Below are 26059 nucleotides of genomic sequence, written 5' to 3'. Positions count from 1 at the left end.
GCCAGCCGGAACGCCAGGTGCTCGACACGCTGGTGGCCGCCGGTGTGGCCCGCTCCCGCGCGGACGCCCTGGCGTGGGCCGTCCGCCTGGTCGGCGAGCACGCGGACACGTGGCTCGGCGAACTGCGTGACGCGATGTCGAAGGTCGACGACCTGCGCTCGCAGGGTCCGGACCTCGCATAGCCCGCGCGGCGTGGAGCTCACCGAGATCGCGGCGTCCATCGTCCGCGATGAGCCGCGCGCGTTCGAGGCGTTTGTTCGTGAGGCCCAGGGCCGTTCGCTCGACGAGATGTCGGCGGCGGCCCTGGGCCTGTCTTCGTCGACAGTGCCGGTCAGCCCGTGAGTTTGCGGCTGACGCAAGGAAAGTCCTCGACGCGTCGGTTCCGCTGAATTATCGCGTCAATGCTCTTCGTGGCTGTCCCTCGCGACCCGGTCGCATTGACACGGGCGTTGGAGCCAAGCAACTTGCGTACTGCGCACCGCACGAGGCCGGCCTCAACCTCTCACGGCGCAACAACTTCCGCCTGAGTGTCAGACCCGCTCGCTATCGTTGATTTTGGGGGAACCCGGCCGGCGTCGTGTGTGTGGTGTGCACCCCTGCGGAGCCCGATGACGCACCCGAGTGCGACCGTGGTGACGCCGACAACCGACACGAGCGTGAGTTCCTGTGCGCCCAACAAAACGGATGTCACCAGGCCGGAGACCGGCATCAGGCCGATGAGCACCCCGGCGCGGTCGGAGCCCAGCCGGTTCACGGCGAAGTACCAGAGCCCGAAGGCCAGCGCTGTCACGACCACGGCCAGCAGTACGAGAGCGAAGGTCTGCCGGGTGTCGGGCACCTGCCAGCCGCCGACGAACGTGCCGAGAACCGCGCCGATCACCGTCGCCAGCAGGCAGGTCCAGGTGGCCACGCCCAGCACGCCGAGGCGGCGCACGACTCCGACGGCGAACAGCGTGAAGCAGACTTCGCCGACCATCGTCAGCAGTGCGAGCACGAGGCCGGGGCCGTGCCACGTACCGCCGCCGGACAACAGCACGATGCCTGCTGCCACCACCACTGCGCCGACGACGGCAGCCGCGGTTCGCTGCCGGGACAGCAGGGCCAGTGCGATGGGGGCGCCGCCCATGACGGCGGCCACGAAGCCGGGTTCCGCGTATTGCTGGGCGGCGATGAGCAGCGCGTTGAAGCCGAGCATGCCCGAGCCGACCACGCCCAGCAGCGGTGGGATGTCGCGCCACGACGGCATGGGCAGACGGCGTGCGACCAGCAGCAATACCGCCGCGCCGAGCGCGTAGCGCATGGCCTGGCCGGTCAGGACCGGGTAGCCCTCGAGCATTCCCGTGATCGGCACTGACGCGCCGACGATCGTTGCCGCTGTCGCTCCCGCGGCCACCCCGAGTTTCATGGCTCAGAGCCTTGCGCCGGACTGGTCCAGATATAAGCTCCACTTCAATGGCTACGAACTGGTCCACTTTTCGCGAGCTGCTGTTGCCCGGGCATCAGCGGCGTCGTGGCGTGGAGGTCGAGCTGCGCAGGGCCATCAGGGACGGGCGGCTCGTGCCGGGGACGCGGTTGCCGTCCAGCCGGGATCTGGCGGCGCAGCTCGGGGTGGCGCGCGGGACGGTGACGTCGGCGTACACACAGCTCGTGGCGGAGGGGTATCTCACCAGCAGGCGGGGTTCGGGGACGACGGTCGCGAGCCTCGGGCCCGCCGGCGCGTGTGGTGTGCCCGAGCCGCCGCAGCGGTGGCGGTACAACCTGCGGCCCGGCCTGCCCGCGTTGGGCGCGTTTCCCCGTGCCGAATGGGTTGGTGCTCATCGGGCCGCGCTTGCCGAGCTGCCCGACGAGGACCTCGCCTATCCGGACCCGGCCGGATTCGTGGGGCTGCGCAAGGAGATCGTCGACTACCTGGCTCGGGTGAGAGCAGTGGTCGCGCGGGACGCGGTGATCACCAACGGCGCGGCGGACGGGCTGCAGCTCACCGCCCGGATCTTGAGCGGCAGCATCGCGATCGAGGAGCCCAGTCACTTCGGCGGCGAGGACATGCTGCGGTCGCACGGCCTCAACACCGTGCCGGTTCCGGTGGACGACAAGGGAATCCGGGTCGATCTGCTGTCCAAAACGGACTGCAGGGCGGTGCTGGTCACTGCGGCGCACCAGTTCCCGCTCGGTGTGGTGCTGCACCCGGAACGGCGGCGGGCGCTCGTGGACTGGGCGCGCGAGCGGGATGCGTTGATCATCGAGGACGACTACGACGCGGAGCACCGGTACGACCGGCCGGCTCTGGGCGCGTTGCAGGCGCTGGCGCCCGAGCACGTGGTGTACCAGGGGACGACGAGCAAGGTGCTGGCGCCCGCGTTGCGCCTCGGGTGGCTCGTGGTGCCTGAACGTCTGCGTGAAGGCATCGTGAAACGCAAGCAGTACAACGACATGGGCACCGGCACGATCCCGCAGGCCGCGTTCGCGCACATGTTGCGGACGGGCGGCTACGACCGACACCTGCGACGTACGCGCGCGCTCTACCGGAAGAGGCGTGACGCGCTGTTGGAGGCCGTTGCGGAGCATCTGCCGGAATGGCAGTCCATCGGCGTTGCGGCCGGGTTGCACGTCGTATTGCGCATGCCGGACGGGACGGACGACCTCGCGCTGAAGAGCAGGCTTGAGGACCGTGGCGTGCACGTCTGGGCGTTGGCGCAGTACACGCGCACGCCGATGTGGCCGGGCTTGGTGCTGGGCTACGCGGCGCTCACGCCTGACCGCCTGCGGGAAGCGGTCAGGGAGATCGCGAACGTCGCTGTCGCCTAGAGGATGTGCTCGCGCGCGGTGTTCGCGTCGGCGCCGAGGATGTGCTCGCGGTCGCCGAGACCGGGACCGGGGCCACCCAGCGTCGTGACGGCGACGGCGGCGAACAGCAGAGCGGCGGCAATGATCTTGAAAGCACCCATGGTGCGGTAAACCCCCAGGTAGAACGGTTGTCCTGGTCAGCCTAGCCCGAGCCTCCAGAAAATGTCAGTGTGCGGGTGCACCATGAGAGCCGTGCTTCTTTCCGAAGTGGTCGACACGTCGGCCGCCGTGGCGGCGACCCGGTCGCGCCTGGCCAAGGTCAAGGCGTTGTCCGCGTTGCTGCGCGCGGCGACGGCCGACGTCGTGATCGGCGGTGGTGTCGTTCCTCATCGGCACGCCGCGGCAGGGTCGCATCGGCGCGGGCTGGCGCACGGTCGTCGATCTGTCCGTGCCTCCTGCCGCCACGGCCGGGCTCACGGTCGCGGAGGTGGACGCCGCGCTCGCCGAGGTGGCCGCGACGGCGGGCAAGGGCTCGGCGCAGCGCCGGGTCGACCTGCTGACGGCGCTGTTCGGGCGTGCCACCGAGGCGGAGCAGGACTTCTTGCGCAGGCTGCTGACCGGCGAGCTCCGTCAGGGCGCGCTGGAGGGCGTGATGCTGGACGCGATCGCCTCGGCCGCGGACGTGCCCGGCGAGACGGTCCGGCGCGCGTTCATGCTGTCCGGCCGGTTACCCGAGACCGCCGTGGCCGCGCTGGACGGCGGCGCGGCGGCGCTGGAGGCGTTCCGGCTGGACGGTCGGCGCCCGCTGCGGCCCATGCTGGCGTCGCCCGCGGAGTCGCTCGACGAGGCGTTGTCCGAGCTCGGCAGCTGCGTGGTGGAGCACAAGCTCGACGGTGCGCGCATCCAGGTGCACCGCTCCGGCGACGAGGTCCACGTCTACACCCGCACGTTGCGCGAGATCACCAAGACGGTGCCCGAACTGGTCGAGCTCGTGCGCGGGCTGCCGTGCACGTCGTTGGTGCTCGACGGCGAGACCCTGGCGCTGACCGACGAGGGGAGACCCCGCCCGTTCCAGGAGACGATGAGCCGGTTCGGCGCGCAGGACGAGCGCGAGCTGCTGCTGCACCCGTACTTCTTCGACTGCCTGCACCTCGACGGCAAGGACCTGCTCGACGAACCGTTGCGCGACCGCCTGGCCGCACTGCGGCAGGTGGCGGGCGAGCACGTCATCCCGGGCGTGCTGGACCCGTCGCCGGAGGAGGCGGCCGAGGTCGTCACGGCGGCGCTGGCCGCGGCCACGAGGGCGTGATGGTGAAGTCGCTGGCTTCGCCCTACGCGGCCGGACGGCGCGGCAGGGCCTGGCAGAAGGTGAAGCCGGTGCACACGCTCGACCTGGTCGTGCTCGGCGTCGAGTGGGGCAGCGGGCGCCGCCGAGGCTGGCTGTCGAACCTGCACCTCGGCGCCCGCGACCCGGACGGCGGCCCGCCGGTGATGGTCGGCAAGACCTTCAAGGGCCTCACCGACGAGCTGCTCAGGTGGCAGACCGAGGCGTTGCAGAAGATCGCCACCGAGCAGAACGACTGGGTGGTCATGGTCCGCCCGGAGCTGGTGATCGAGATCGAACTGGACGGCGTGCAGGTCTCGCCGCGCTATCCCGGTGGCGTCGCGCTGCGGTTCGCCCGCGTCCTGCGCTACCGCCCGGACAAGGACCCGTCAGAGGCGACGACGATCGAGGAGGTGCGGGCGCTTCTGCCTGCCGCACAACCGAACCAGGGCTGATGCCGTCAGGCTTTCGCCGCGTCGTACTCCTCGCGTGCCTGCTGGACCGCCGCCATTCGCTGCTCTGTCCACAGCGCCAGGCCACGGACCTGTTCGGCAGCCTCCCGGCCGAGATCGGTGAGGGAGTAGTCGACACGGGGCGGGATCACCGGCTTGGCGTCACGGTGCACGAAACCGTCGCGCTCCAGCGTCTGGAGAGTCTGGGTCAGCATCTTCTCGGTGACCTTGCCGATTTCCCTGCGCAGCTCGCTGAAGCGGTACGAGCGCTCCAGCAGCGCGATCAGGACCAGGACGCCCCAGCGGCTGGTGACGTGCTCGAGGACCAGGCGGTGGGGGCACATCGCTTCGCCTTCATGGGCCCGCAGCCGGTCCGCGAACGTCATCGTACTTCCTGTCATGAAAGTACCTTACCTTGAAGTGGGTACTTCCGAAAGGTTAGTGCATCCCTTTAGGTTAGTGCACAGCTAACCCACAAGGAGATTTCTGACCATGAGCATCGTCGTCACCGGCGCCACCGGAAACCTCGGCCGCTTCGTCATCGAGGGGCTGCTGGAGCAGGTTCCTGCCGACCAGATCACCGCCGTCGTCCGCACCAGGGAGAAGGCGGCGGACTTCGAGGCCCGCGGGGTGAAGATCGCGATCGCCGACTACAACAGCCCCGCGACCTTCGACGGTCTCTTCGCCGCGGGCGACAAGGTGCTCCTCATCTCGGGCAACGAGTTTGACAAGGGCCGCGTCGGCCAGCACCGGATCGTCATCGACGCTGCGAAGGCAGCCGGGGTCGCCCTGCTCGCGTACACCAGCGCGCCGGGTGTCCTGTCCGCCGCGCTCGCCGACGACCACCGGGGCACCGAGGCCGCGATCCTCGAGTCCGGTCTGCCCTACGTCCTGCTGCGCAACGGTTGGTACAACGAGAACTACACCGAGCAGCTGGCCCCCGTGCTCCAGTACAACGCCGTCACCCAGGCCGCTGGTGACGGCCGGGTCGCCTCCGCTGCCCGTGCCGACTACGCCGCCGCCGCGGTCGCCGTGCTCGTCGGCGAGGGTCACGAGAACACGACGTACGAACTGAGCGGCGACACCGCGTGGAGCTTCGCCGAGTACGCGGCCGAGCTGAGTGCGCAGACCGGCAAGGAGATCGGCTACGCCGCGGTCTCCGTCGACGCGTTCACCGGCATGCTGGCTGGCGCAGGGCTCCCCGAGCCGCTCGCGGCCATCCTGGCGGGCGTGGAGGTGTCCATCGAGAAGGGCGAGCTGGCCGGTACCAGCGGCGACCTCGCCCGGCTGATCGGGCGTCCCACGACGCCGATCGCGTCCTCGATCGCCGCTGCGCTGAAGGCTTGAGGTCGTCGGGACGCACGCGGAAAACCGCGTGCGTCCCATACGGGCGCGGCCATAGCGTGCGCACCGTGCCCGACGCCGCCGCGCTGCTCAGCGCCTACGACACCCAGGCCCGCTCCGTCGAGTGGGAGGCATATCCGCAAGCCGAACACGACGCGCCCGTCTTCCGGGTGGCCTGGGAACACCGCCGCGGCTTCGTGGGCGGTCCTCCCGACCTCGGCGTCAGCGGCACCGAACTGGACGCGGTGATCGCCCGCCAGCGCGACTTCTTCGCCGCCCGTGGCCAGTCCGTCGAGTGGAAGACGTGGGGCCACGACAAGCCGGCGGACCTGCCGGAGCGGCTGGCCGCGGCCGGGTTCGTCTCCGAGGGCCGCGAGACCGTCCTCATCGGCCTCGCCGAGCAGATGACGGGGCCGGTCCACCTCGACGGGATCGTCCTGCGCGAGACCAAAGAGGAAGCCGACCTGCGTCGCCTTGCCGCCACCGCCACGGAGGTGTTCGGCCGGAACAGCACATGGATGGTCGACTACCTGCTCGAGAAGACGGATGACCGGAACACCGTCGTGGTGATCGCGGAGGCCGACGGCCAGGTGGTGTCGTCCGCGCGGATCGAGATCGTGCCCGGCACGGAGTTCGCCGGGCTGTGGGGCGGCGGCACGCTCGCAGCGTGGCGTGGCAAGGGCATCTATCGCGCGCTGGTGGCGCATCGGGCGCGGCTCGCGATCGAACGAGGCATCAAGTATCTGCAGGTCGACGCGTCCGAGGACAGCCGGCCGATCCTGGAGCGGCTCGGGTTCGTCAAGGTCACCACCACCACGGGTTACGTCTGGAAGCCCAAGTGAGACACACCGCGTATCGTGGAAGCACGTGCGGTTCATCGAAGGGCATCGACCCTCTTACGATCTGACTTACGACGACGTGTTCCTCGTTCCCGGCCGCAGTGCCGTGGAGTCGCGGTTCGGCGTCGATCTCTCCACTTCGGACGGCACCGGGGCCACGATCCCGATCGTCGTCGCGAACATGACGGCCGTGGCCGGGCGGCGGATGGCCGAGACCATCGCGCGGCGCGGTGGGCTCGTCGTCATCCCGCAGGACGTGCCCACCGAGGCGGTCGCGGAGATCATCGCGTGGGTCAAGGAGCGGCATCCCGTCTGGGACACCCCGTTGACGCTCACCACGGGTGATGCGGTGGCGGACGCGTTGAACCTGCTGCACAAGCGGGCGCACGGCGCGGTCGTCGTCGTTGACGACGGAGGCAGGCCCATTGGCGTTGTCGACGAGGCGGCGCTCACGGGCGTTGACCGGTTCGCGCGCATCGGCGACGTGATGAACACGGACATCCTTCAGCTGCCGCTCGGCACGAAGCCGCAGGACGTGTTCGACCAGCTTCATCACAGTGCGCACCGGATCGCGCTCGGCGTCGACGCCGAACAGCGGCTCAGCGGTGTGCTGACCGAGCTCACGGCGTTGCGGGCGGAGGTCTACCGGCCCGCCACCGACGACGACGGCAAGCTGCGGATCGCGGCCGCGGTTGGCGTGAACGGTGATGTCAGGGCCAAGGCCGAGGCGCTGCTCAAGGCCGGTGTGGACGTCCTCGTCGTGGACACCGCGCACGGGCACCAGGAAAAGATGCTCACCGCGCTGAGGGCGGTCAGGGAGGCGAACCCGGCCGTTCCGATCGCGGCGGGCAACGTCGTCACCGCCGAAGGTGTGCGTGATCTCGTCGAGGCGGGCGCGGACATCATCAAGGTCGGTGTCGGACCTGGCGCGATGTGCACCACGCGGATGATGACGGGCGTTGGCCGGCCGCAGTTCAGCGCGGTCGCGGAGTGTGCGGAAGAAGCGCGCAAGCTCGGCAAGCACGTCTGGGCGGACGGCGGCGTGCGGCATCCGCGCGACGTGGCGCTGGCGCTTGCGGCGGGTGCCGCCAGCGTGATGGTCGGCAGCTGGTTCGCCGGTACCTACGAGTCGCCCGGTGACCTGCAGCGGGACGAGCGCGGGAACCTCTACAAAGAATCCTTCGGAATGGCGTCGAAGCGTGCCGTGACCGCTCGGACGCGCAGCGACAACGCGTTCGACCGGGCGAAGAAGGGACTGTTCGAAGAAGGCATCTCGACGTCGAAAATGCGGTTGGACCCGGTGCGGCCGAGCGTGGAGGATCTCCTGGACGCGATAACGTCCGGCGTTCGCTCGGCCTGCACGTATGCCGGTGCGAACTCGTTGGAGGAGTTCCACTCCAGGGCTGTTCTCGGCATCCAGTCAGCGGCTGGTTCGCGGAAGGCAGGCCGTTGCCAGGGGGATGGTGAGAGATGGACGAAGCGGTCGAGTTAACAGAACTCCGCAAAGTCTATAAAACCGGACAAAAACCGGCGGTGGACGGACTGAGTTTCACCGTCCGCCGCGGTGAGGTCTTCGGATTGCTCGGCCCGAACGGCGCCGGCAAGACGACCACCGTCGGCGTCCTGACCACGCGCGTCCGCCCCACCTCGGGGCAGGCGCTCGTGGAGGGCGTCGACGTGGTCGCCGACTCCAAGCGCGCACGGCAGCTGCTCGCCGTCGTGCCGCAGCGCAACAACCTCGACCGCTCGCTCAACGCGCGGCAGAACCTGCTGTTCCACGCTGCCTACCACGGCATCGGGCCGGCGGAACGCAAGGCGCTGGCCGACGACATCCTCGAGCGGATGGGCCTCAAGGACCACGCGAACGCGCTCGTGGACACGTTGTCCGGCGGTCAGGCGCAACGGCTGATGATCGCCCGCGCGCTGATGCATCGCCCGAAGGTGCTGTTCCTCGACGAACCGAGCACCGGCCTCGACCCGCAGGCCAGGCTCTTCGTCCACGAACGCGTCGCCGCACTGCACGCGGACGGCGTCACGGTCGTGCTCACCACGCACGACATGGACGAGGCCGCCAAGCTGTGCGACCGCGTCGGCATCGTCGACCACGGCAAGCTGCTCACGCTGGACACGCCGGACGAGCTCACGAAGAGCCTGCCCGGCAGCTCCACGGTCAGCGTCACGGTGAGCCCGAACGGCCACGAGCCGGCGAAGATCAACGACGGACTGTCCAAGGTGGACGGTGTGCAGCGCGTCGAAGAGGTGAGCGGCATGTTCCGCGTCTACACCGACGTCGACACGGCAATCACGCTGCCCGCGGTGCTGAACGTCCTCAGGGATCTCGACGTCGTCGTCAGCGACGTCGCGATCGGCAAGCCCAGCCTCGAAGACGTCTTCATCCACCTGACCGGCAGGGAGCTGCGGTGAGCCAACTCAGGACGTTCAAGGCGATCCTGTGGCGCGACGTCTTCGTCACGGGCCGCGAGCTGCCGAGCTTCCTCGCGCAGGTGATCATCCAGCCGTTCTTCATCCTCTTCATCTTCGCGAAGGTGCTGGGGGACATCGGATACGTCCAGGGCGACTTCGCCCAGGTGCTGCTGCCCGGCATCATCGCGATGAACGGGTTCCTGGGCGCGCTGCAGAACACGACGCTGCCGCTGGTGCTGGACTTCTCCTGGACGCGGGAGATCGAGGACCGGCTGCTCGCACCGATCTCCATCCCGCTCGTCGCGGTGGAGAAGATCGTGTTCGGCGCGGTCCGCGGCTTCTTCGCGGCGGTGCTGATGGTGCCGGTCGGGTTCGTGATGCTCGACGTTTCCTGGGCGTGGGAAGGGATTCCCGGCGCGTTGCTGGTGATCGTCCTGGGGTGTCTCGCCGGTGGCGCGGTCGGTCTGGTCATCGGCACGTCGGTGCCCGCCCGCCGGGTCAACGTGATGTTCGCGGTGATCCTGACCCCGTTGCTGTTCACGGGTTCCTCGCAGTTCCCGTGGCGGTCGCTGAGTGATGACCTGTTGTGGTTCAAGGTGGTCTGCGCGCTCAACCCGCTGACGTACGTGAGCGAGGGAATGCGCGCGGAACTGGTGCCGGAGGTGCCGCACATCCCGCTTCCGATCGTGTTGCTCGTGCTCGTCGTGGCGATCGCGGGCTTCGGCGGGCTCGGCCTGCGCGGCTTCATGAAACGCGCACTCGACTAGGGACACGGACGCAGAACACGGAAACGGCCCCGCGCAACGGATTGCGCGGGGCCGTTCGTCCACTCAGGACACTACGAGGCGTAGTCCTCCAGCATCTCGGTGACGAGTGCCGCGATCGGCGAGCGCTCCGAGCGCGTCAGGGTGACGTGCGCGAAGAGCGGGTGGCCCTTCAGCTTCTCGATCACCGCCGCCACGCCGTCGTGCCGGCCCACCCGCAGGTTGTCGCGCTGCGCCACGTCGTGCGTCAGCACCACCCGCGAGTTGCTGCCCAGCCGGGACAGCACGGTCAGCAACACGTTGCGCTCCAACGACTGCGCCTCGTCCACGATCACGAAGGAGTCGTGCAGCGAGCGTCCGCGGATGTGGGTGAGCGGCAGGACCTCGAGCATCCCGCGGTCCAGCACCTCCTCCAGCACCGCCTGGCTCACCAGCGCGCCGAGGGTGTCGAACACCGCCTGCGCCCATGGCCCCATCTTCTCGTTCTCGCTACCCGGCAGGTACCCGAGCTCCTGGCCACCGACCGCGTAGAGCGGCCGGAACACCACGACCTTGCGGTGCTGCCTGCGTTCCATCACCGCTTCGAGGCCGGCGCACAGCGCCAGCGCCGACTTGCCGGTGCCCGCACGTCCGCCCAGCGAGACGATGCCGACATCGGAGTCGAGCAGCAGATCCAATGCGATCCGCTGCTCAGCAGACCTTCCGTGCAGTCCGAACGCCTCCCGATCCCCGCGTACCAGCCTGATCTGCTTGTCCGCGGTCACCCGGCCCAGCGCACTCGAGGTGCCCGCCAGCATCCGGAGTCCGGTGTGGCAGGGCATCTCCGCGACGTGCGCGAGGTCTTCGTACTGAGTCGGGTCGACGACGTTTTCCTTGAACAGGCTGTCTACCAGCGACTGGTCCACGTCCAGATCGGACATTCCAGTCCAGCCAGACAGGGTCACGTCGTGCGCCCGGTATTCCTCCGCGGCGAGGCCGACCGATCCGGCCTTCACTCGCAGCGGCATGTCCTTGGTCACCAGAGTGACGTTTCGCCCCTCAGCAGCGAGATTGAGAGAGCAAGCGAGGATCCGGGCGTCGTTGGAGTCCGTTCGGAAACCTGATGGCAACACCTCCGGGTCGGAGTGGTTGAGCTCGACGTGCAAGGTGCCTCCCAGATCCCCGATGGGGATCGGCGAATCGAGGCGACCATGCCGCAAGCGCAGGTCGTCGAGCAGACGCAGTGCTTCCCTCGCGAACCAGCCCAGTTCGGGGTGGTGGCGCTTGCCCTCCAGCTCGCTGATCACCACGAGCGGCAGCACGACCTCGTGCTCCGCGAACCGGGTGGCGGCGAGAGGATCGGACAGCAGTACCGACGTGTCCAGCACATATGTGGTGATGGCTGGGGCGGCGGACTTGCGCCGGGGGGAGGAACTGCGCGATGAGCCTGAGGTACGGCTCGCGGGACGTCGTGCGTTCACGGCAACTCCCTCACGAACGCGGCACCCGCGTCCGCTCCTCGCTGGGCCAGGCACCACCCTGATTGATCGTCTTGCCGTCCGCCGTGATGGCGTCAGGCAGGTCGACCACGAGGGCCGGGTGCCGGCCCCCTCGCGACGTTGTCTGCCACGATCAGAGCCTCCCTGCGCGGTCCGCAGTGGTCGCGTCCCGCCGCTTTCGAAGTTACCTGCGGAAGTACCCCGTATGCATGAAGCCACACAGGTGATTCCCGACTTGTCATCTGCCGGAAAACAACCCGAAACGTGACCGCTGACGTGTTTTAGCTGGTCAGATGCTGTTTTCGTGGGCGTTGCGCGCCAGCCACGACACCCCGTCCCTGACCTGGGATTCGAGTGATTTCGGCACGAGAGGCTCGTCCAGAAGTCTCAGATAGCGGGAGTCGAGCGACTCTCCAGGCGCGCGGACGTCGAGCCACGCCCTCACGAGGCGCACTCCTTCGACGTACGTGGTGGTGTACGCGCGCCACAACGGGTCCGCCAGAAAACGAACCATCTGCCGTGCTCGACGCTCGGGGACTAGCAGCCACCTGCACAGATGCGCAACCACGTCATCCTGATCCGCACCCCGATCGTGTAGCAGCAGAGCCGCGTCCTGCCGCACGGTGAGCAGTCCGGACGTCGCCGATTCGACCTTTTCGGACAGTTCGCCGTCCATTCGCAACCCGAGGTCGCGGAAGATCTGCTCCGTCCAGACTCCCCAGCCCGGCCCGACCGCGGCGTGCAGGCCGAGGTCCGCCATGCCCTCGGCCATCAGGCACTGCGGCGTGTTGATCAGGAAGATCGACTGCTCGGCGTGGCCGCGCTTGGCGACCAGGCCCGCCTCCTTGCGGCAGTGCTCGGTGTGGTGGCCCGGATAGGACTCGTGCGCGACCAGGTGCGGCAGGTTCGACATGCGGTGGCCGAGGTCGGCGTTGATCGCGACGCGCGACCGGTAGCCGCCGAGGTAGTAGTTGAAGCCGCTCCACGGCTTGTTCGTGACGACCTGGTACTCGACGATCTCCTGCTCCGGCAGCGCGTACTTCTGCCGCACCCGATCCCTCAGCGCGCTGGACAGCGCCTGTACGACTCCCTGGAGCCTGCGTGCGGGCACCTCGTCGGCCGTGCGGAAGGCGGTGAGGCGGTCGGTGAGCGAGCCCGGTCCTTCGAGCACCGCGTCGAGGTTGCGGTGGGCCTGCGCGTACGCGTCCTCGTCGCCGGGCCGGATGCGGACCTGGAAGTACTGCTCGACTCGTCGACGAACGTGATGCGCTCGCCGGCGAGCTTGCGCGCGGTGCACTCCAACGCCGTGAGGTGTGCTTGGAGGAACTGTTTGCGCTGGTCGGCCAGGTCGCTGCCGGGGACCTCCCCGCGGAGCAGCCGCGCGTGGCCCGCGAGCGCCCTGGGATGCAGGCGCGGCTCGTTGTCGACGCCGCGGCTCAGCGCGGGGTCGCCGGTGAACGAGTCGACGAACCCGGACACCAGGCGCCCGAGCCGCAGCCCCAGCACCAGATATCCGCGCACCAGCTCGTTGGCGTCCATAAGTCGGAGAGCGTAGAGCGTCTACCACAGCGCCTTACTTGCGACCGAATCGTGAATCTAAGACCACCTGATGGGGGAATGTTGTTGATCTTGGCGTCACACAATGGGGTCATGGGGGACGCCAATCGAGATCAATACCGATAGCGTCTCCGCCCGGAGACCCCACCCTCCGGAGATCCCCGAAGACTCCGGAAATGACGGGGATAACCCGACATGAAGGAGATTGACGTGAAGAAGGCTTGTGCCGCGGTTGCTGCCGCAGCTGCGCTGTCGCTCGCGTTCGCACCGGCCGCCATGGCCGGCGAGGGCCACGGCCACGGTGGACACCACTGGAAGAACGGCCCGCTGCTGGTTGCCCTGAACGGCAACAACCTCAACGGCACGATCGGTGCCTGCGGCAACAACGTCGGCGTCTTCGGCGGTGCCGTGCCGATCAACTCGCCGTCGATCACCGAGACCTGCGCGGCCGGCGGCATCGTCGACGAGGGCTGATCTCCCTTTAGTTCTGCCTCTGGGGGCGTCATTCATGGCGCCCCCAGATTTCTTTTCACCCCGTTTAACTTTCATGAGGAGTAAAATCGTGCTGAAGAAGGCAGGCGCCGCTCTCGGTGTGGCCGCCGCATTCCTGGCCGTTGGCAGCCCCGCGATGGCCGTTCAGGGCCACGAGTGGGAGAACGCGCCGCTGCTGATCGTCGGCAACGCCAACAACCTGAACGGTGTTCTGGGCGCGTGCGGCAACAACGTCGGCGTCTTCGGCGGTGCCGTGCCGATCAACTCGCCGTCGATCACCGAGACCTGCGCGGCCGGCGGCATCGAGGACGGCGCGGAGTGGGGCCACGACGGCGAGTGATCTCGTCTCGTTGAAAGAGGCGCTCACCGTCGCGGTGGGCGCCTCTTCTGTTTCAGTTCCCGTACCTGCGGTGCCGTTTGGCGTACTCGCGCATGGCCCGCAGGAAGTCCGTGCGCCGGAAGCCGGGCCAGTAGGCCTCGCAGAACCAGAACTCCGAGTGCGCCGACTGCCAGAGCATGAACCCGGAGAGCCGCTGCTCACCGGACGTGCGGATGATCAGGTCGGGGTCTGGCTGCCCGGACGTGTAGAGGTGCTCCGCGATGTGGTCGACGTCGAGCACCTCGGCCAGCTCCTCGATGGTGCCGCCGCGCTCGGCGTGCGCCTGCAGGAGCTTCCTGACGGCGTCAGCGATCTCCTGCCTGCCGCCGTACGCGACGGCGACGTTGACCTGGATGCCGGTGCGATCCTTGGTCTTGTTCGCGGCGTTGGTGAGACGCTCGGCGTGCTCGACGGGCAGCATGTCGATGGCGCCGACGTGCCTGACGCGCCACGGCTTGCCATCCTCGGCGAGCTCGTCGGTGATGTCCGCGATGATGTCCAGCAACGGCGCCAGCTCTTCGGTGGGCCGGTTGAGGTTGTCGGTGCTCAGCATCCAGAGCGTGACGACCTCCACTTTGGCGTCACTGCACCAGTCGAGCAGCTCGAGGATCTTCCGCGCGCCGGCGCGATGCCCGTGCGCGACATCGGTGAACCCGGCTTCCCTGGCCCACCTGCGGTTGCCGTCGAGGACCACGCCCACGTGCTTGGGCACCTGTGTCCCGCTCAACTCTCGCCGGAGAATCCACTCGTAGAAGTGGATAGCGACGTCTTTCACACGGGTGCGGAGTGCCACGTCCGAACAGCGTACGCCGTGCAAGGTTCATCACTGAGCCATGGTCGGCAACCTACGGTCGCGTAACCTAGGTTCCTGTGACCACTGCGACCATTCCTCCACAGCCCGGACTGCGGCCGCGTCTTCGTGGGTGGCTGCACTTCTGGTCCTTCATCACCTCGGTGGCGACCGGCGCGACACTGATCGCGCTCGCGGCGTCCACAGTGTCCGCCAAGGCGGCTCTGGCCACTTCGGTCTACGGCCTCACCGTTCTGGGCCTCTTCGGAGTCTCGGCGCTCTACCACCGCGTGACGTGGAAGTCCGACCGCGTGCGCACGTGGATGAAGCGCCTCGACCACTCGATGATCTTCGTGTTCATCGCCGGCACCTACACACCGTTCGCACTGCTTGCGATGAATCCCGGCACCGGGCGTGTCGTGCTGGCCGTCGTGTGGATCGGGGCCGTGCTGGGCGTGACCCTGAAGCTGGCCTGGCCGCACGCACCCCGATGGCTCGGAGTGCCGATCTACATCGCACTCGGATGGGTCGCCGTCTTCGTGCTGCCCGAGCTGCTGCACCATGCCGGCGTTGCCGCGCTGGTGTTGTTGTTGGTCGGTGGGGCGCTCTACACGATTGGTGCCGTGTTCTACGCGACTCGGTGGCCCAATCCGTGGCCGCAGGTGTTCGGGTATCACGAGTTCTTCCACGCTGCGACCGTGGTGGCGGCGATCTGCCACTACATCGCCATCTGGCTCGCGATGTACTCCTGATCCGGTGCCGGGACCACCGGCACCGGATTCAGACGTTCAACGTCCGCCGCGCGCCATGTGCAGGACGTCGAGAGCGGCGTCCAGCTGCTCCTCGGTGAGCTTCGACGGCACGTGGCCGCGTTCCAGCACCACCTCGCGGATGGTCTTGCGCTCCTTCAGCGACTGCTTGGCGATCGACGCCGCCTCCTCGTAGCCGATGTAGCGGTTCAGGGGCGTGACGATCGACGGCGACGACTCGGCGTACTCGCGCATCTGGTCCACCGCGGGTACAGCCCCGGCCAGGGCCTTGTCCGCCAGCAGGCGGGCCACGGCGGCCAGGAGTCGCGAAGACTCCAGGACGTTGCGGGCGATGACCGGCAGCATGACGTTGAGCTGGAAGTTGCCCTGGGAGCCGGCGAAGGCGACTGTGGCGTCGTTGCCGATGACCTGGGCCACGACCATCATCGTGGCTTCCGAGATCACCGGGTTGACCTTGCCCGGCATGATCGAGCTGCCGGGCTGGAGGTCGGGCAGCGCCAGTTCGCCCAGGCCCGTGCGGGGGCCGGAGCCGAGCCAGCGGAGGTCGTTGGCGATCTTGAACAACGCCACGGCGCACGCGCGGAGCTGCCCCGAGATCTCGACCACGCCGTCCTGGGTGGCCTGGGCCTCGAAGTGGTCGCGGGCCTCGACCAGGGGAAGGCCTGTCGCGGCTGCGAGTTCCGAGGCCACGCGGGACCCGAACTCGGCGGGAGCGTTCAGGCCGGAGCCGACCGCGGTGCCGCCGATCGGCAGTTCGGCGAGGCGTGGGACGGACGACTGAAGCCGTTCCACCGAATAGCGGACCTGGGCGGCCCAGGCGCCGGCCTCTTGGCCCAGGGTGATCGGCACGGCGTCCATCAGGTGGGTGCGGCCGGATTTGACCAGGTCGGACCACTCGGCAGCACGTGACTCCAGGACGCCCAGAAGGTGCTCGAAAGCCGGGATGACGTCCTGGACGACGGCCTCGGTGGCGGCCACGCGCAGGGTCGTGGGGAAGGTGTCGTTGGACGACTGCGAGGCGTTGACGTGGTCGTTCGGGTGGACGTCGCGGCCCAGCGAGCGGGTGGCCAGGGTGGCGATGACCTCGTTGGCGTTCATGTTCGAGGACGTGCCGGAACCTGTCTGGAAGACGTCGACCGGGAAGTGGGCGTCCCACTGGCCGGAGGCCACCTCGTCGGCAGCGTTGGCGATGGCGGAAGCCACGTCGTCGGGGAGAACGCCCAGCTGGGCGTTCACGCGGGCCGCCGCGGCCTTGAGCAGGCCCAGGGCTCGGATCTGGGCGCGTTCCAGGCCTCGACCGGAAATCGGGAAGTTCTCGACCGCGCGTTGGGTTTGGGCACGCCACAATGCGTCGATCGGCACCCGGACCTCACCCATCGTGTCGTGCTCGACGCGGTACTCCTGTTCAGACATACCTCCGAGTCTCTATCGTCGATCACAGCACTGCCACCCACCACTGGCAGAAGGGCACCACTCATGGAGCGTGACGTCGACCTCCTCGTCGTGGGCGCGGGTCCCACCGGGTTGTTCGCCGCCTACTACGCGGGCTTCCGGGAACTGAAAGTCGCACTGGTGGACGCTCTGCCCGAACCGGGCGGCCAGGTGACCGCGATGTATCCGGAGAAGATGATTTTCGACGTGGCGGGGTTCCCTGCCATCCGGGGACGCGACCTCGTCAACGGGCTGGTGGAGCAGGCCGGGCAGTTCAAGCCGACCTACCTGCTCGGCAGGCAGGCTCGCACGCTGGAGTCCACAGAGGACGGACTTGTCGTCGGCCTCGCGGACGGCAGCACGATCTCCACCGGCGCGGTGCTGATCACGGCGGGCATGGGCGAGTTCAACCCGCGTCCGCTGCCCGCCGGTGACGGCTGGCTGGGGCGCGGCATGGTGCACTTCGTGCCGGTGCTCGCCGAGCACACCGGGCAGCACGTCGTGATCGTGGGCGGTGGCGACTCGGCGTTCGACTGGGCGCTCGCGCTGCACCCGATCGCCGCCAGCGTCACGATCGTGCACCGCAGGGCGAACTTCCGTGCGCACGCCGCCACCGTGCGGCAGGTGAGGGAGCTCGGCGTCGAGATCATCACCGACGCCGAGGTGCTGGAGCTCCGCGGCGAGCCACTGTCCGAAGTGGACATCAAGGTCAAGGGCGAGGACGTGAAGACGTTGCCCGCGCAGACGGTTGTCGCGGCGCTCGGGTTCACGGCCGACCTCGGGCCGATCGAGTCGTGGGGGCTGGAGCTCGACCACCGCGCGGTTCTCGTCGACACCACGATGAAGACGAAGCTGGATCGGGTTTACGCGGCGGGCGACGTCGCGCATTACCCCGGCAAGGTCAAGCTCATCGCCACCGGGTTCGGGGAGGCGGCCACGGCGGTCAACAACATCGCGGTGGCGCTCAACCCGTCGGCGCACCTGTTCCCAGGACATTCCAGCGACGGCACCTGACTCGTGAGGGCCTGGCAGACCTCGGTCTGTCAGGCCTTCGGCAGTGGTGCCGGGTCGTGCTTCGCCAGGTGCTGGAAGATGATCGACGTGCGGAAGCCGACGATCTCCTTGCGCTGGCTCAACCTGTCCACGAGGAACGCGTGCAGGTGCTCGTTGTCCTGAGCACTCACGTGGATGACGAAGTCGTCGCTGCCTGCCATCACGAACACCGACAGCACCTCGGGCAGCGCGCCGGCGAAGTTCTTGAAGTTGTCGATCACGACCCGGCTCAACGGGCGGACCTGCACCGACACCAGTGCCTGCACACCCCGGTTCAGCGCGGCCGGTGCGATGTCGGCGTGGTAGCCGCGGATCACGCCGCGTTCGCGCAGCAGACGGGTGCGTTCCAGGCACGTCGACGGTGCCACGCCCACCTTGCGAGCGATGTCGCGGTTCGACTGCCGGGCATCGCGCTGCAGTTCCCGCACGATCGCCGAATCAAGTTCGTCCATCTCACTCTCCGAACCCCTCTGCCGAACAACGTTCGGCTGAGCACCCCGAGCACTGGTGATCACCCTAGCTTCGAGGCAAGAGCATGGCGGAAGTTCGGGAGGGAACGCAGATGTGGGAACACGAACGGCTCGTCGTCCGCACCGGGAAGCGGTCGGGGATGACCACGATGGTCGCCCTGCACTCCACCGACGCGGGGCCGGCGGTCGGCGGGTGCCGGATGAAGACGTATCCGCAGATCACTGACGCCATCGCGGACGTGCTGCGGCTGTCGAAGGCGATGACGCTCAAGTGCTCGGCGGCGGGCATTCCGCATGGCGGCGCCAAGAGCGTGATCGTCGTCGACCGGCCAGTCACCCCGCAACGCCGCCGGGACGTGCTGCTCGACCACGCCGACCTGATCAACGAGTTCGGCGGCGCCTACCGCGCTGGGCCGGACGTCGGCACCGGGCCCGACGACATGCTGGTGCTCAAGGAACTCACGCCGTACGCCTACTGCCTGCCGGAGGAGCACGGCGGCACAGGATCGTCGAGCGGACCCACGGCGCGGGGTGTGCTGGCAGCGTTGAAAGCGGCCTCACAACACGTCTTCGGAACGAACGGCCTGGCCGGCAAGAAGGTGGTGATCAGCGGCTTCGGCTCGGTGGGAGAGCTGATCGCGAGGGGTCTGGAAGGCGCGGAGGTCATCGTGTCCGATGTGGACGAAAGCAGGCGAACGGACGAGTTCGGCTGGGTGCCTCCGGATCAGGCGTACAAGGTCAAGGCCGATGTGCTCGTACCGGCGGCGGTCGGCGGGGTGCTGAGTCCTGAGACCGTGAAGGAGCTCGACGTCAGGCTGATCGTGGGGCCCGCCAACAACCAGCTCACCGACGACAGCGTTGCCGGTCTGCTGGAAGAACGCGGCATCGTGTGGGTGCCCGACCACGTCGCCAGCGCGGGCGGAGTGATCTACACGCTCGCCAGGGAGGACGACGGGGCCGGCCACGAGGCGGCGCTCACGAGGGTGGACGGCATCGAGGCAACGGTACGACGTCTTCTGACTACAGGCCAAGGAACCTGAAGGCTGCCCACCAGCCTCGCCGGGCGCGTGTCCGTTGCGGAGACGCGACGACGGGTGCAGGTGGGCAGCGATCGACTAAGGCAGAACCTGGACCTTCTCACCGATCATCAGGTTGTCGTAGAACACCAGCGACGCATCGGCGGGCAGCCTGATGCAGCCGTGGGACTGAACCGTGATGTCACCCTGGTGGAACGCGATACCGGTCGTGGTGAAGTACACCGCGTTCGGCATCGGGCCGTTGTAGGGGACGCTCCAGTCGTTCTTCACCTTGCGCAGCACGGAGAACGTGCCGACCGGGGTCTCGTACCCCGGCTTGCCGTGGCTGATCGGCACCGGGCCGTAGCTCGTCTTGCCGTTGAAGACCAGCCACGCCTTGTTCGTGTGCTTCTCCAGGCACGCTCCGTTGTAGACGGTGCACCCCGCCTGCGCTTGCGCGGGTACCGCGAAACCGAGGATCAAGAGCACCGTCGCGATCAGAACTCGCATCTCTCATCACCTCTCGGTAGTGGAGTAACCACTACTGAGTGATCTGAATCATGAGACCACCTGAACGGTGTCGCCGATCGCGAGGTTCTGGAAGTAGTACTGCGCTGCTGCGGGGTCCAGGTGGATGCAGCCGTGCGACGGCACGGTCAGCGAGCCCTCGTGGAACGCGATACCGCTCTCGGTGAAGTACGTCGACCACGGCATGGGCGCGTTGTACGGCCGGCTCCACTCGTTCTTCACCTTGCGCAGCACGGGGAAGTTGCCGAGCGGCGTCTCGAAGCCCTTGCGTCCGTGCGTGATCGCCGCCGGGCCGTAGACGATCTTGTCACCGCGCACGACCCACGACTGGTTCGTGGAGAGCTGGATGCACGCGCCGTCGCTGATGCTGCACGGCGTCGGTTTCACGACCGGCGCGGGAGGTGGTGGCGGCGGAGGGGGAGGCGTCTCGGAGGAGGACGAAGGTGCTGGAGAAGCCGACGATGAGGAAGAAGGTGGTGGCGCAGTAGGAGTCTCAGCGTGCACGGCCCCCTGCGCGCACCCCGCCACCGACATCAACGCGACCGCCGCGAGCAGCATCCGCATCGCGCACCCCCCTTGGTGATTCATCCCTTGCCGAAGTAGACGACGGGACGATCACTCAGGTTGCAGCGCAGAGGGCCCGCCTCCGGTAACAGTTGGGAGACGGGCCCTCGGAACGCGTTTACACGGGGAGGCTTACACCGAGCCCGCGTACTGGCTGATCCACGAGCGGAAGTACGGGACGTCCACGTAGATCGACGGAGCGGTCGCGCAGGTCGCGCCACCACCGGAACGGCTCGTCGCGCCGATCAGCTCCCAGCGGCCGCTCACCGACTTCACCTGCGGGCCACCCGAGTCGCCGTAGCAGGCGCCCTTGTTGCCACCGGTGTTGTTGGTGCAGATCTCCGAGGCCGCGTTGATGCCGGAGCAACGGCTGTCCGTCACGATGGACGTGTCGAGCTCCTGCAGGGTGATCGGAGCGCCGCAACCGCCGCGGACCGGGCAGGTCTGGCCCCAGCCGATGATCCGGGTCGCGGTGCCGACCGGGCCGGACGCGGCCGACACGGCAGCGGGTGCCTGGCTGACCGAGGTGGACAGCTGGACGAGCGCCAGGTCGGCGGACGGGTGGTTGATGATCCGCGACGCGCGGGCCACCGTGCCGCCGCTGGTGCGGTTGGTGGTGCCGATCCGTGCCTGGGTCGACGCCGGAGTGCGGCCCTGGACGCAGTGCTTCGCCGTCACGACCCAGTTGGCCTTGATCAGCGTGCCACCGCAGAAGTGGCTGCCAGAGGTGCTCTGCAGCGAGACCATCCACGAGTAGACCTGGGTCGCGTTGCGTCCACCGACGATCATCGGCGAGACATCGCCGTCAGTGGTGGGGGTCGGAGCCGCAGTGGCCGCGGCGGCCGAGGCGAGCATGGCTCCCGCGGCCACGACGAATGCGGAGAACAACGAACGTGCCCTCATCGTTGAGTTTCCTTTCCTGAACCCGGCGCAGGGTTGCCGGGGTCAGGTCGGAAACTATGGACCAAGGTCACCTGGTGACTAGGGTCACTCGTCTGGTCACTGAGCGTTCACAGTTCACAGCAATTAGGACATTCACGGCAGCGGCTGCTGCACGTCCTCCGGCAGGTCGAAGTCCACCGAGGCGTATTCGCGCAGCTTGTGCAGGCTGTGGAAGCCGTCGATCATGCGCACGGTGCCGGACTTGGATCGCATGACGATCGACTGCGTGGTGCAGCCACCTGCCCGATAGTGCACGCCGCGCAGAAGGTCACCATCGGTCACGCCCGTGGCGCAGAAGAAGACGTTGTCACCCGAAACAAGATCGTTCGTGGTGAGCACGCGGGACAGGTCGTGGCCCGCGCCGATCGCCTTCTCGCGCTCCTCGTCGTCCTTGGGCCACAGCCGGCCCTGAATGGCACCACCGACGCACTTCAGCGCCGCCGCCGCGATGATGCCCTCCGGCGTACCGCCGATGCCCACGAGCATGTCCACGCCGCTGGTCGGGCGGCCGCCGCGATCGCGCCGGCCGCGTCACCGTCGGAGATGAAGTGGATGCGGGCACCGGCCTTGCGCACCTCCTGCACGAGCGACTCGTGCCGCGGCCGGTCGAGGATGCACACGTTCACGTCGGACACGTCGCTGTGCTTGGCCTTCGCGACGCGGCGGATGTTCTCCGCGATCGGCGCGGTGATGTCGATGACGTCGGCCGCCTCCGGGCCCACCGCGAGCTTCTCCATGTAGAACACGGCGGACGGGTCGAACATCGCTCCGCGCTCGGCCACGGCCAGCACGGCCAGCGCGTTCGGCATGCCCTTGGACATCAGCGTCGTGCCGTCGATCGGGTCGACCGCGACGTCGCACTCGGGGCCTTCGCCGTTGCCGACCTCTTCGCCGTTGAACAGCATGGGCGCCTCGTCCTTCTCGCCCTCGCCGATCACCACGACACCGCGCATCGACACGGTGTGGATCAGCTTGCGCATCGCGTCGACCGCGGCGCCGTCACCACCGTTCTTGTCGCCGCGGCCCACCCACCGGCCCGCGGCCATCGCCGCTGCCTCGGTGACGCGCACGAGCTCCAATGCCAGGTTTCGGTCGGGGGCTTCGCGACGTCGTTCCGCGGGGGTGTTCACCATTGCGCGCCTCCATGCGACTACTCAGCGTGCCGGATTTTGTGATCGGCAACTGAATCCTTGCACGGGATCACGCCTGGGAAACGTCCTCCTCGACCACAGCGAGAGCTGCATCGATTCGCTCACGCGCACCGGCGAGATGCTGCTCACACGTCTTGGCGAGCGCCTCACCGCGTTCCCACAGCGCAAGTGAGTCCTCCAGCGACAGGCCACCGGCCTCCAGCTTGCGGACCACCTCGACCAGCTCGTCACGGGCGGCTTCGTAACCCAGTGTTTCCGAACTCACGCGGACTGACTCCTCAGACGGCTCAGCACGGTCGCGACGGCCAGGTCGTACCCGACGAGCGCCTCCGCGAACTCCTCGCCGTCACCCTCTCGCACCGCCTCGTCGATGAGCGCCTCGGCCTCCGCGACGCGCCGGTACTGCACCGTCCCGGCGGTGGCCTCGCTCAGATCGTGCAACGTGAGGATCAGCGTGCGGCGGCTCTTGGTGTCGCAGTCGCCCACCATCGCCGTCCAGCACTCCGCGGCGGCCCTGTTCGCCGCCTCCGCCTTGTGTCGCAGTCCCGTGGTGCACTTGCCGGCCGCCTCCATGGTCAGGGGCAGGAACACGGCATCACGCATCATCGGTACCTCCCCCTTCCGAGTCGACCTCCGGGCTGGTGACAACCGCTCGCACTGCTCCGTCAACGACGCGTACCCGCAGCTGTGTTCCGCTCGGGGCGTCCGTCACAGAACGCAACACGCCGTCGGGCCCGTCGGGTGTGACGAGTTGCACAACGGCGTATCCGCGGGCCAGCGTGGCGGCTGGTCCGAGGGTCGTCAAGCGGGCTTTCGTCCCTGACAGGTGGACGTCTTCCCGGTCGAGACGTTGCGTCACGGCCCTACGACCCTGGTCGCGAAGCCGATTCACCTCTTCTGCCCTGCGGTCCAGCGGACCGTACGGGTCCGAAAGTACTGGTCGGGAGCGCAGGGCGTCGAGCAGTTTTCGTTCCCGATCGACCCAGCCGTGCAGCGCGCGCCGTCCGCGATCGCGCATCTGGCGGACGCGTTCACTCTCCTCGGCGACATCGGGAACCACCCGTTTGCCGCGTCGGTGGGGGTCGAACAGCGGACGTCCGCGACGTGGTCGACCAGCGGGGTGTCCGGCTCGTGCCCGATCGCCGACAGCACCGGCGTGCGGCACGAGGACACCGCCCGGCACAGCGCTTCGTCGGAGAACGGCAGCAGGTCCTCCACGCTGCCGCCGCCGCGCGCGACGATGATCACGTCGCACTCCGGGTCCCTGTCCAGAGTGGACAGCGCGGTCATCACCTGCGTGACCGCCATCGGGCCCTGCACCGCGACGTTGATGACGCGGAAATGCGCTGCGGGCCAACGGTTGCGCGCGTTGGTGAGCACGTCCCGTTCCGCCGCGGACGCGCGGCCGGTGATGAGACCGATCTTGTTCGGCAGGAACGGCGGCCGTCGCTTGCGGCGCGGGTCGAAGAGGCCCTCGGCGTGCAGCAGCTTGCGCAACCGCTCGATGCGCGCCAGCAACTCGCCGATGCCGACCGCACGGATGTCGTCCGCCCGCAACGACAGCGTGCCCCGGTTCGGGTAGAAGCTGATCTTCCCGTGCACGATCACACGGCTGCCCTCGGTGAGCTGGAGCTCGCGGATCATCCCGGCGTTGCAGGTGATCGACATCGACATGTCGACGCTCGGGTCGCGCAGCGTCAGGAACGCCGTTGAGCTGCGCGCGTTGAGCTGCGTGACCTGGCCCTCGACCCAGACGTCGCCGAGCCGGTTGATCCAGTCGAGCAGCTTGCGGGCGACCGTCCGCACCGGCCACGGGTTCTCCGGCGTGGATTTTGCTTCTGTCACGACTGTGCGGGTTTATTCGGGCTACTGACCGTTCGGATCCGGCGGTTGAGCATGCCGACGAACTCAGGCCGCCCTTCGTGCGCCTTCTCGTACCGCAGCAGGTCCTCGAGCTGCTCGGCGCTCAGATTGCGCAGACGGGCCCGCAGCTGGGCGATCGACAGCTCGTCGTACATCGGCAGGAACTCGGGAACCTCGGCGATCGCGCGCTCTTCCTCTTCCCACGGATCGTCAGCGTCCGCCTCGGAGGTCGTGGTGACCGGCGTCTCGTCCTCGTCGAACGTCGCCCACTCCGGTTCTTCCTCGGCAGGCCTCAGTCCGGAGAGGACGTCGTCACCTTTGATGGCGAGTTCGGTCACATGCTGCTGCACGCGCATGGACAACTGCATTGCCTCGCTGACCACCGTGAGGGGGAGTCCGGCGAGCTGCTGCGGCAGCTTGCGCGCCTGTTCGAGGGCGGTCACCGCGAGCCCGGCTGCGAGTCGGACCGGCAACGGCAGTGGCTTCATGCGTCTAGCCTGCCGCAACTGCGCGTCGAATGCCTAGGAACGGGGCTGGGTACCCTGGAGCCATGCCCAAGCGAGTCCTGTTGGCGAAGCCGCGTGGTTACTGCGCGGGCGTTGATCGTGCCGTCGAGACGGTCGAGCTCGCCCTCGAGAAGTACGGCGCACCTGTCTACGTGCGCAAGGAGATCGTCCACAACAAGTACGTCGTGGAAACGCTGTCCGACCGCGGTGCCATCTTCGTCAACGAGACGGACGAGGTTCCTGAGGGCGCACTGGTGGTGTTCTCAGCTCACGGCGTGTCGCCCGCCGTCCACGAGGAGGCGGCGCAGCGCTCGTTGCGGACGATCGACGCCACCTGCCCGCTGGTGACGAAGGTCCACAAAGAAGCCGTCCGCTTCGCCAAGGAGGACTACGACATCCTCCTGATCGGCCACGAGGGCCACGAGGAGGTCGAGGGCACCGCCGGTGAGGCGCCGGACCACGTGCAGCTCGTCGACACCGCGGAGGACGCGGCCAAGGTCGAGGTGCGTGACCCGAACAAGGTCATCTGGCTGTCGCAGACGACGCTCTCGGTCGACGAGACCATGGTGCGCGTCCGGCAGCTCAAGGACCGGTTCCCCGAGCTGCAGGACCCGCCGTCGGACGACATCTGCTACGCCACCTCGAACCGCCAGACCGCGGTGAAGACGATGGCGCCCTCGTGCGACCTGGTGCTCGTCGTGGGCTCGAAGAACTCCTCCAACTCGATCCGGCTGGTCGAGGTCGCGCTGCAGCACGGCGCCAAGGCCTCGTACCTGATCGACTACGCCAAGGAGGTCGACCTGGCGTGGCTCGAGGGCGTCGAGACCGTCGGCGTCACGTCGGGCGCGTCCGTGCCGGACATCCTGGTGATGGAGCTGCTGAAGTTCCTCGAGTCGCACGGCTACGGCGACGTCGAGGAGATCACCACGGCGAACGAGAAGATCGCCTTCTCGTTGCCGCGTGAGCTCCGCAAGGACCTGGTCCGCTAGTTCGATCTTGCGATGAGGGGAGCTTTCATCAACATCGGGTTGATGAAAGCTCCCCTCATCACTTTCAGCTCAGTGGCCGCCGGCTAGCGGTCTTCGCGCGGCGGACGGGGCCTGCGCTGCCCTGCGGGACGTTCGCCGCGGGCGGAGCC

The 26059-nt window shown here is 68.0% G+C and carries 28 protein-coding genes and 4 pseudogenes; 15 read left to right on the top strand and 17 right to left on the bottom strand.

The features are described from left to right. The coding region (locus tag FXN61_RS29135) for an Rv1265 family protein (protein ID WP_512698756.1) at window positions 1-182 on the top strand (182 nt) is incomplete at its 5' end. 10 nt (window positions 183-192) lie between these two features. Next, complete coding sequence (locus FXN61_RS29130) at window positions 193-342, top strand: hypothetical protein (RefSeq protein ID WP_167977201.1); 150 nt, start codon at window positions 193-195, stop codon at window positions 340-342. Window positions 343-502: 160 nt separating this feature from the next. On the opposite strand, the gene FXN61_RS29125 is transcribed toward FXN61_RS29130, so the two are convergent. Further along, window positions 503-1405 carry a DMT family transporter gene (locus FXN61_RS29125; RefSeq protein ID WP_167977200.1) on the bottom strand — a complete coding sequence of 301 codons (903 nt, stop codon included), beginning with the start codon at window positions 1403-1405 and terminating at the stop codon, window positions 503-505. A 47-nt stretch (window positions 1406-1452) separates the two neighbouring features. Here FXN61_RS29125 and pdxR point away from each other — a divergent pair, with 47 nt between their 5' ends. Then, the gene (pdxR, locus tag FXN61_RS29120) at window positions 1453-2805 is read left to right on the top strand and encodes a MocR-like pyridoxine biosynthesis transcription factor PdxR (RefSeq protein ID WP_167977199.1); all 1353 of its coding nucleotides are present in this window, start codon (window positions 1453-1455) and stop codon (window positions 2803-2805) included. Here the strand turns inward: pdxR and FXN61_RS29115 are convergent. Then, window positions 2802-2945, bottom strand: coding sequence for a hypothetical protein (locus FXN61_RS29115; protein WP_167977198.1), 144 nt, complete (start codon window positions 2943-2945; stop codon window positions 2802-2804). The genes pdxR and FXN61_RS29115 overlap by 4 nt on opposite strands. Window positions 2946-3036: 91 nt before the next feature. Here FXN61_RS29115 and FXN61_RS29110 point away from each other — a divergent pair. Further along, window positions 3037-4563: pseudogene (locus FXN61_RS29110) on the top strand (ATP-dependent DNA ligase). 5 nt (window positions 4564-4568) lie between these two features. Here FXN61_RS29110 and FXN61_RS29105 read toward each other — a convergent pair. After that, a complete protein-coding gene (locus tag FXN61_RS29105; RefSeq protein ID WP_281360716.1) occupies window positions 4569-4961 on the bottom strand; it encodes a winged helix-turn-helix transcriptional regulator in 393 nt (130 codons plus the stop codon). 91 nt (window positions 4962-5052) lie between these two features. Between FXN61_RS29105 and FXN61_RS29100 the strand changes: the two genes are divergently transcribed. The 5 genes and pseudogenes from FXN61_RS29100 to FXN61_RS29080 all read left to right on the top strand — a co-directional run bounded on the left by FXN61_RS29100 (window position 5053) and on the right by FXN61_RS29080 (window position 9934). Beyond that, complete coding sequence (locus FXN61_RS29100; protein ID WP_167977197.1) at window positions 5053-5907, top strand: SDR family oxidoreductase; 855 nt, start codon at window positions 5053-5055, stop codon at window positions 5905-5907. Window positions 5908-5972: 65 nt separating this feature from the next. Next, window positions 5973-6746: a GNAT family N-acetyltransferase gene (locus FXN61_RS29095; protein ID WP_167977196.1), complete on the top strand. Its 774-nt coding sequence runs from the start codon at window positions 5973-5975 to the stop codon at window positions 6744-6746. A 25-nt stretch (window positions 6747-6771) separates the two neighbouring features. Continuing rightward, window positions 6772-8210: pseudogene (locus FXN61_RS29090) on the top strand (GuaB1 family IMP dehydrogenase-related protein). Between the two features lie 3 nt (window positions 8211-8213). Next, window positions 8214-9167, top strand: coding sequence for an ABC transporter ATP-binding protein (locus FXN61_RS29085; protein WP_167977195.1), 954 nt, complete (start codon window positions 8214-8216; stop codon window positions 9165-9167). Continuing rightward, window positions 9164-9934: an ABC transporter permease gene (locus tag FXN61_RS29080; RefSeq protein ID WP_167977194.1), complete on the top strand. Its 771-nt coding sequence runs from the start codon at window positions 9164-9166 to the stop codon at window positions 9932-9934. The genes FXN61_RS29085 and FXN61_RS29080 overlap by 4 nt, the downstream gene beginning before the upstream one ends. 71 nt (window positions 9935-10005) lie before the next feature. Here the strand turns inward: FXN61_RS29080 and phoH2 are convergent, their stop codons facing one another. The 3 genes from phoH2 to FXN61_RS52895 form a co-directional block, all read right to left on the bottom strand. Beyond that, window positions 10006-11298: an RNA 5'-3' helicase PhoH2 gene (gene phoH2, locus FXN61_RS29075; RefSeq protein ID WP_312878071.1), complete on the bottom strand. Its 1293-nt coding sequence runs from the start codon at window positions 11296-11298 to the stop codon at window positions 10006-10008. A gap of 400 nt (window positions 11299-11698) precedes the next feature. Continuing rightward, window positions 11699-12580 (bottom strand): hypothetical protein, encoded by an 882-nt coding sequence (locus FXN61_RS29070; RefSeq protein WP_246292147.1) that lies wholly within the window; start codon window positions 12578-12580, stop codon window positions 11699-11701. Further along, window positions 12469-12948, bottom strand: coding sequence for a hypothetical protein (locus FXN61_RS52895; RefSeq protein ID WP_246292146.1), 480 nt, complete (start codon window positions 12946-12948; stop codon window positions 12469-12471). Before FXN61_RS52895 ends, FXN61_RS29070 begins: the two co-directional genes overlap by 112 nt. A 213-nt stretch (window positions 12949-13161) precedes the next feature. Between FXN61_RS52895 and FXN61_RS29065 the strand changes: the two genes are divergently transcribed. Both FXN61_RS29065 and FXN61_RS29060 read left to right on the top strand, forming a co-directional pair. After that, window positions 13162-13440 (top strand): hypothetical protein, encoded by a 279-nt coding sequence (locus FXN61_RS29065; protein ID WP_167977192.1) that lies wholly within the window; start codon window positions 13162-13164, stop codon window positions 13438-13440. Window positions 13441-13528: 88 nt separating this feature from the next. Beyond that, window positions 13529-13798: a hypothetical protein gene (locus FXN61_RS29060; RefSeq protein WP_167977191.1), complete on the top strand. Its 270-nt coding sequence runs from the start codon at window positions 13529-13531 to the stop codon at window positions 13796-13798. Between the two features lie 52 nt (window positions 13799-13850). Here the strand turns inward: FXN61_RS29060 and FXN61_RS29055 are convergent, their stop codons facing one another. Beyond that, a complete protein-coding gene (locus tag FXN61_RS29055; RefSeq protein WP_167977190.1) occupies window positions 13851-14630 on the bottom strand; it encodes an isoprenyl transferase in 780 nt (259 codons plus the stop codon). Window positions 14631-14707: 77 nt separating this feature from the next. On the opposite strand from FXN61_RS29055, the gene trhA reads away from it, so the two are divergent. Next, window positions 14708-15379: a PAQR family membrane homeostasis protein TrhA gene (gene trhA / locus FXN61_RS29050; protein ID WP_167977189.1), complete on the top strand. Its 672-nt coding sequence runs from the start codon at window positions 14708-14710 to the stop codon at window positions 15377-15379. Between the two features lie 36 nt (window positions 15380-15415). Here the strand turns inward: trhA and FXN61_RS29045 are convergent, their stop codons facing one another. Next, window positions 15416-16810 carry a class II fumarate hydratase gene (locus FXN61_RS29045; RefSeq protein ID WP_167977188.1) on the bottom strand — a complete coding sequence of 465 codons (1395 nt, stop codon included), beginning with the start codon at window positions 16808-16810 and terminating at the stop codon, window positions 15416-15418. A gap of 63 nt (window positions 16811-16873) precedes the next feature. On the opposite strand from FXN61_RS29045, the gene FXN61_RS29040 reads away from it, so the two are divergent. After that, a complete protein-coding gene (locus tag FXN61_RS29040) occupies window positions 16874-17842 on the top strand; it encodes an NAD(P)/FAD-dependent oxidoreductase (protein ID WP_167977187.1) in 969 nt (322 codons plus the stop codon). A gap of 29 nt (window positions 17843-17871) precedes the next feature. On the opposite strand, the gene FXN61_RS29035 is transcribed toward FXN61_RS29040, so the two are convergent. Further along, window positions 17872-18333, bottom strand: coding sequence for an Lrp/AsnC family transcriptional regulator (locus FXN61_RS29035; protein ID WP_167977186.1), 462 nt, complete (start codon window positions 18331-18333; stop codon window positions 17872-17874). 83 nt (window positions 18334-18416) lie between these two features. Between FXN61_RS29035 and FXN61_RS29030 the strand changes: the two genes are divergently transcribed. Continuing rightward, window positions 18417-19391, top strand: a complete 975-nt coding sequence (locus tag FXN61_RS29030; protein ID WP_246292145.1) for a Glu/Leu/Phe/Val dehydrogenase dimerization domain-containing protein — start codon at window positions 18417-18419, stop codon at window positions 19389-19391. 75 nt (window positions 19392-19466) lie between these two features. On the opposite strand, the gene FXN61_RS29025 is transcribed toward FXN61_RS29030, so the two are convergent. The 8 genes and pseudogenes from FXN61_RS29025 to FXN61_RS28990 form a co-directional block, all read right to left on the bottom strand. Continuing rightward, window positions 19467-19877, bottom strand: coding sequence for a L,D-transpeptidase (locus FXN61_RS29025; protein ID WP_167977185.1), 411 nt, complete (start codon window positions 19875-19877; stop codon window positions 19467-19469). A 48-nt stretch (window positions 19878-19925) separates the two neighbouring features. Continuing rightward, entirely contained in the window at window positions 19926-20282 is a 357-nt protein-coding gene (locus FXN61_RS29020; RefSeq protein ID WP_312878070.1) for a L,D-transpeptidase, read from the bottom strand. 309 nt (window positions 20283-20591) lie between these two features. Continuing rightward, a complete protein-coding gene (locus tag FXN61_RS29015) occupies window positions 20592-21362 on the bottom strand; it encodes a S1 family peptidase (protein ID WP_167977184.1) in 771 nt (256 codons plus the stop codon). Between the two features lie 132 nt (window positions 21363-21494). Continuing rightward, window positions 21495-22534, bottom strand: a pseudogene (gene glpX / locus FXN61_RS29010) (class II fructose-bisphosphatase). 67 nt (window positions 22535-22601) lie between these two features. Continuing rightward, window positions 22602-22817 carry an exodeoxyribonuclease VII small subunit gene (locus FXN61_RS29005; protein ID WP_167977183.1) on the bottom strand — a complete coding sequence of 72 codons (216 nt, stop codon included), beginning with the start codon at window positions 22815-22817 and terminating at the stop codon, window positions 22602-22604. Then, the gene (locus FXN61_RS29000; RefSeq protein WP_246292144.1) at window positions 22814-23158 is read right to left on the bottom strand and encodes a sugar ABC transporter substrate-binding protein; all 345 of its coding nucleotides are present in this window, start codon (window positions 23156-23158) and stop codon (window positions 22814-22816) included. The genes FXN61_RS29005 and FXN61_RS29000 overlap by 4 nt, the downstream gene beginning before the upstream one ends. After that, window positions 23148-24397: pseudogene (gene xseA, locus FXN61_RS28995) on the bottom strand (exodeoxyribonuclease VII large subunit). Before xseA ends, FXN61_RS29000 begins: the two are co-directional and overlap by 11 nt. Continuing rightward, window positions 24394-24903 carry a lipid droplet-associated protein gene (locus FXN61_RS28990; RefSeq protein WP_167977182.1) on the bottom strand — a complete coding sequence of 170 codons (510 nt, stop codon included), beginning with the start codon at window positions 24901-24903 and terminating at the stop codon, window positions 24394-24396. The pseudogene xseA and the gene FXN61_RS28990 overlap by 4 nt, the downstream one beginning before the upstream one ends. Window positions 24904-24965: 62 nt before the next feature. Between FXN61_RS28990 and FXN61_RS28985 the strand changes: the two genes are divergently transcribed. Next, window positions 24966-25910: a 4-hydroxy-3-methylbut-2-enyl diphosphate reductase gene (locus tag FXN61_RS28985; protein ID WP_188135594.1), complete on the top strand. Its 945-nt coding sequence runs from the start codon at window positions 24966-24968 to the stop codon at window positions 25908-25910. Window positions 25911-26059 lie beyond the last annotated feature (149 nt).

This window comes from Lentzea indica (assembly GCF_012184385.1).
Classification (GTDB): Bacteria; Actinomycetota; Actinomycetes; order Mycobacteriales; family Pseudonocardiaceae; genus Lentzea; species Lentzea indica.
This window is presented reverse-complemented; position numbering and strand designations above follow the sequence as displayed.

Excerpts from the sequence above, each read along its gene's own strand:
- FXN61_RS29125 (WP_167977200.1), bottom strand. The coding sequence starts at position 1,405 with ATGAAACTCGGGGTGGCCGCGGGAGCGACAGCGGCAACGATCGTCGGC.
- pdxR (WP_167977199.1), top strand. The coding sequence starts at position 1,453 with ATGGCTACGAACTGGTCCACTTTTCGCGAGCTGCTGTTGCCCGGGCAT.
- FXN61_RS29115 (WP_167977198.1), bottom strand. The coding sequence starts at position 2,945 with ATGGGTGCTTTCAAGATCATTGCCGCCGCTCTGCTGTTCGCCGCCGTC.
- FXN61_RS29105 (WP_281360716.1), bottom strand. The coding sequence starts at position 4,961 with ATGACAGGAAGTACGATGACGTTCGCGGACCGGCTGCGGGCCCATGAA.
- FXN61_RS29100 (WP_167977197.1), top strand. The coding sequence starts at position 5,053 with ATGAGCATCGTCGTCACCGGCGCCACCGGAAACCTCGGCCGCTTCGTC.
- FXN61_RS29085 (WP_167977195.1), top strand. The coding sequence starts at position 8,214 with ATGGACGAAGCGGTCGAGTTAACAGAACTCCGCAAAGTCTATAAAACC.
- FXN61_RS52895 (WP_246292146.1), bottom strand. The coding sequence starts at position 12,948 with ATGGACGCCAACGAGCTGGTGCGCGGATATCTGGTGCTGGGGCTGCGG.
- FXN61_RS29065 (WP_167977192.1), top strand. The coding sequence starts at position 13,162 with ATGAAGGAGATTGACGTGAAGAAGGCTTGTGCCGCGGTTGCTGCCGCA.
- FXN61_RS29045 (WP_167977188.1), bottom strand. The coding sequence starts at position 16,810 with ATGTCTGAACAGGAGTACCGCGTCGAGCACGACACGATGGGTGAGGTC.
- FXN61_RS29040 (WP_167977187.1), top strand. The coding sequence starts at position 16,874 with ATGGAGCGTGACGTCGACCTCCTCGTCGTGGGCGCGGGTCCCACCGGG.
- FXN61_RS29035 (WP_167977186.1), bottom strand. The coding sequence starts at position 18,333 with ATGGACGAACTTGATTCGGCGATCGTGCGGGAACTGCAGCGCGATGCC.
- FXN61_RS29030 (WP_246292145.1), top strand. The coding sequence starts at position 18,417 with ATGGCGGAAGTTCGGGAGGGAACGCAGATGTGGGAACACGAACGGCTC.
- FXN61_RS29025 (WP_167977185.1), bottom strand. The coding sequence starts at position 19,877 with ATGCGAGTTCTGATCGCGACGGTGCTCTTGATCCTCGGTTTCGCGGTA.
- FXN61_RS29015 (WP_167977184.1), bottom strand. The coding sequence starts at position 21,362 with ATGAGGGCACGTTCGTTGTTCTCCGCATTCGTCGTGGCCGCGGGAGCC.
- FXN61_RS29000 (WP_246292144.1), bottom strand. The coding sequence starts at position 23,158 with ATGATGCGTGATGCCGTGTTCCTGCCCCTGACCATGGAGGCGGCCGGC.
- FXN61_RS28990 (WP_167977182.1), bottom strand. The coding sequence starts at position 24,903 with ATGAAGCCACTGCCGTTGCCGGTCCGACTCGCAGCCGGGCTCGCGGTG.
- FXN61_RS28985 (WP_188135594.1), top strand. The coding sequence starts at position 24,966 with ATGCCCAAGCGAGTCCTGTTGGCGAAGCCGCGTGGTTACTGCGCGGGC.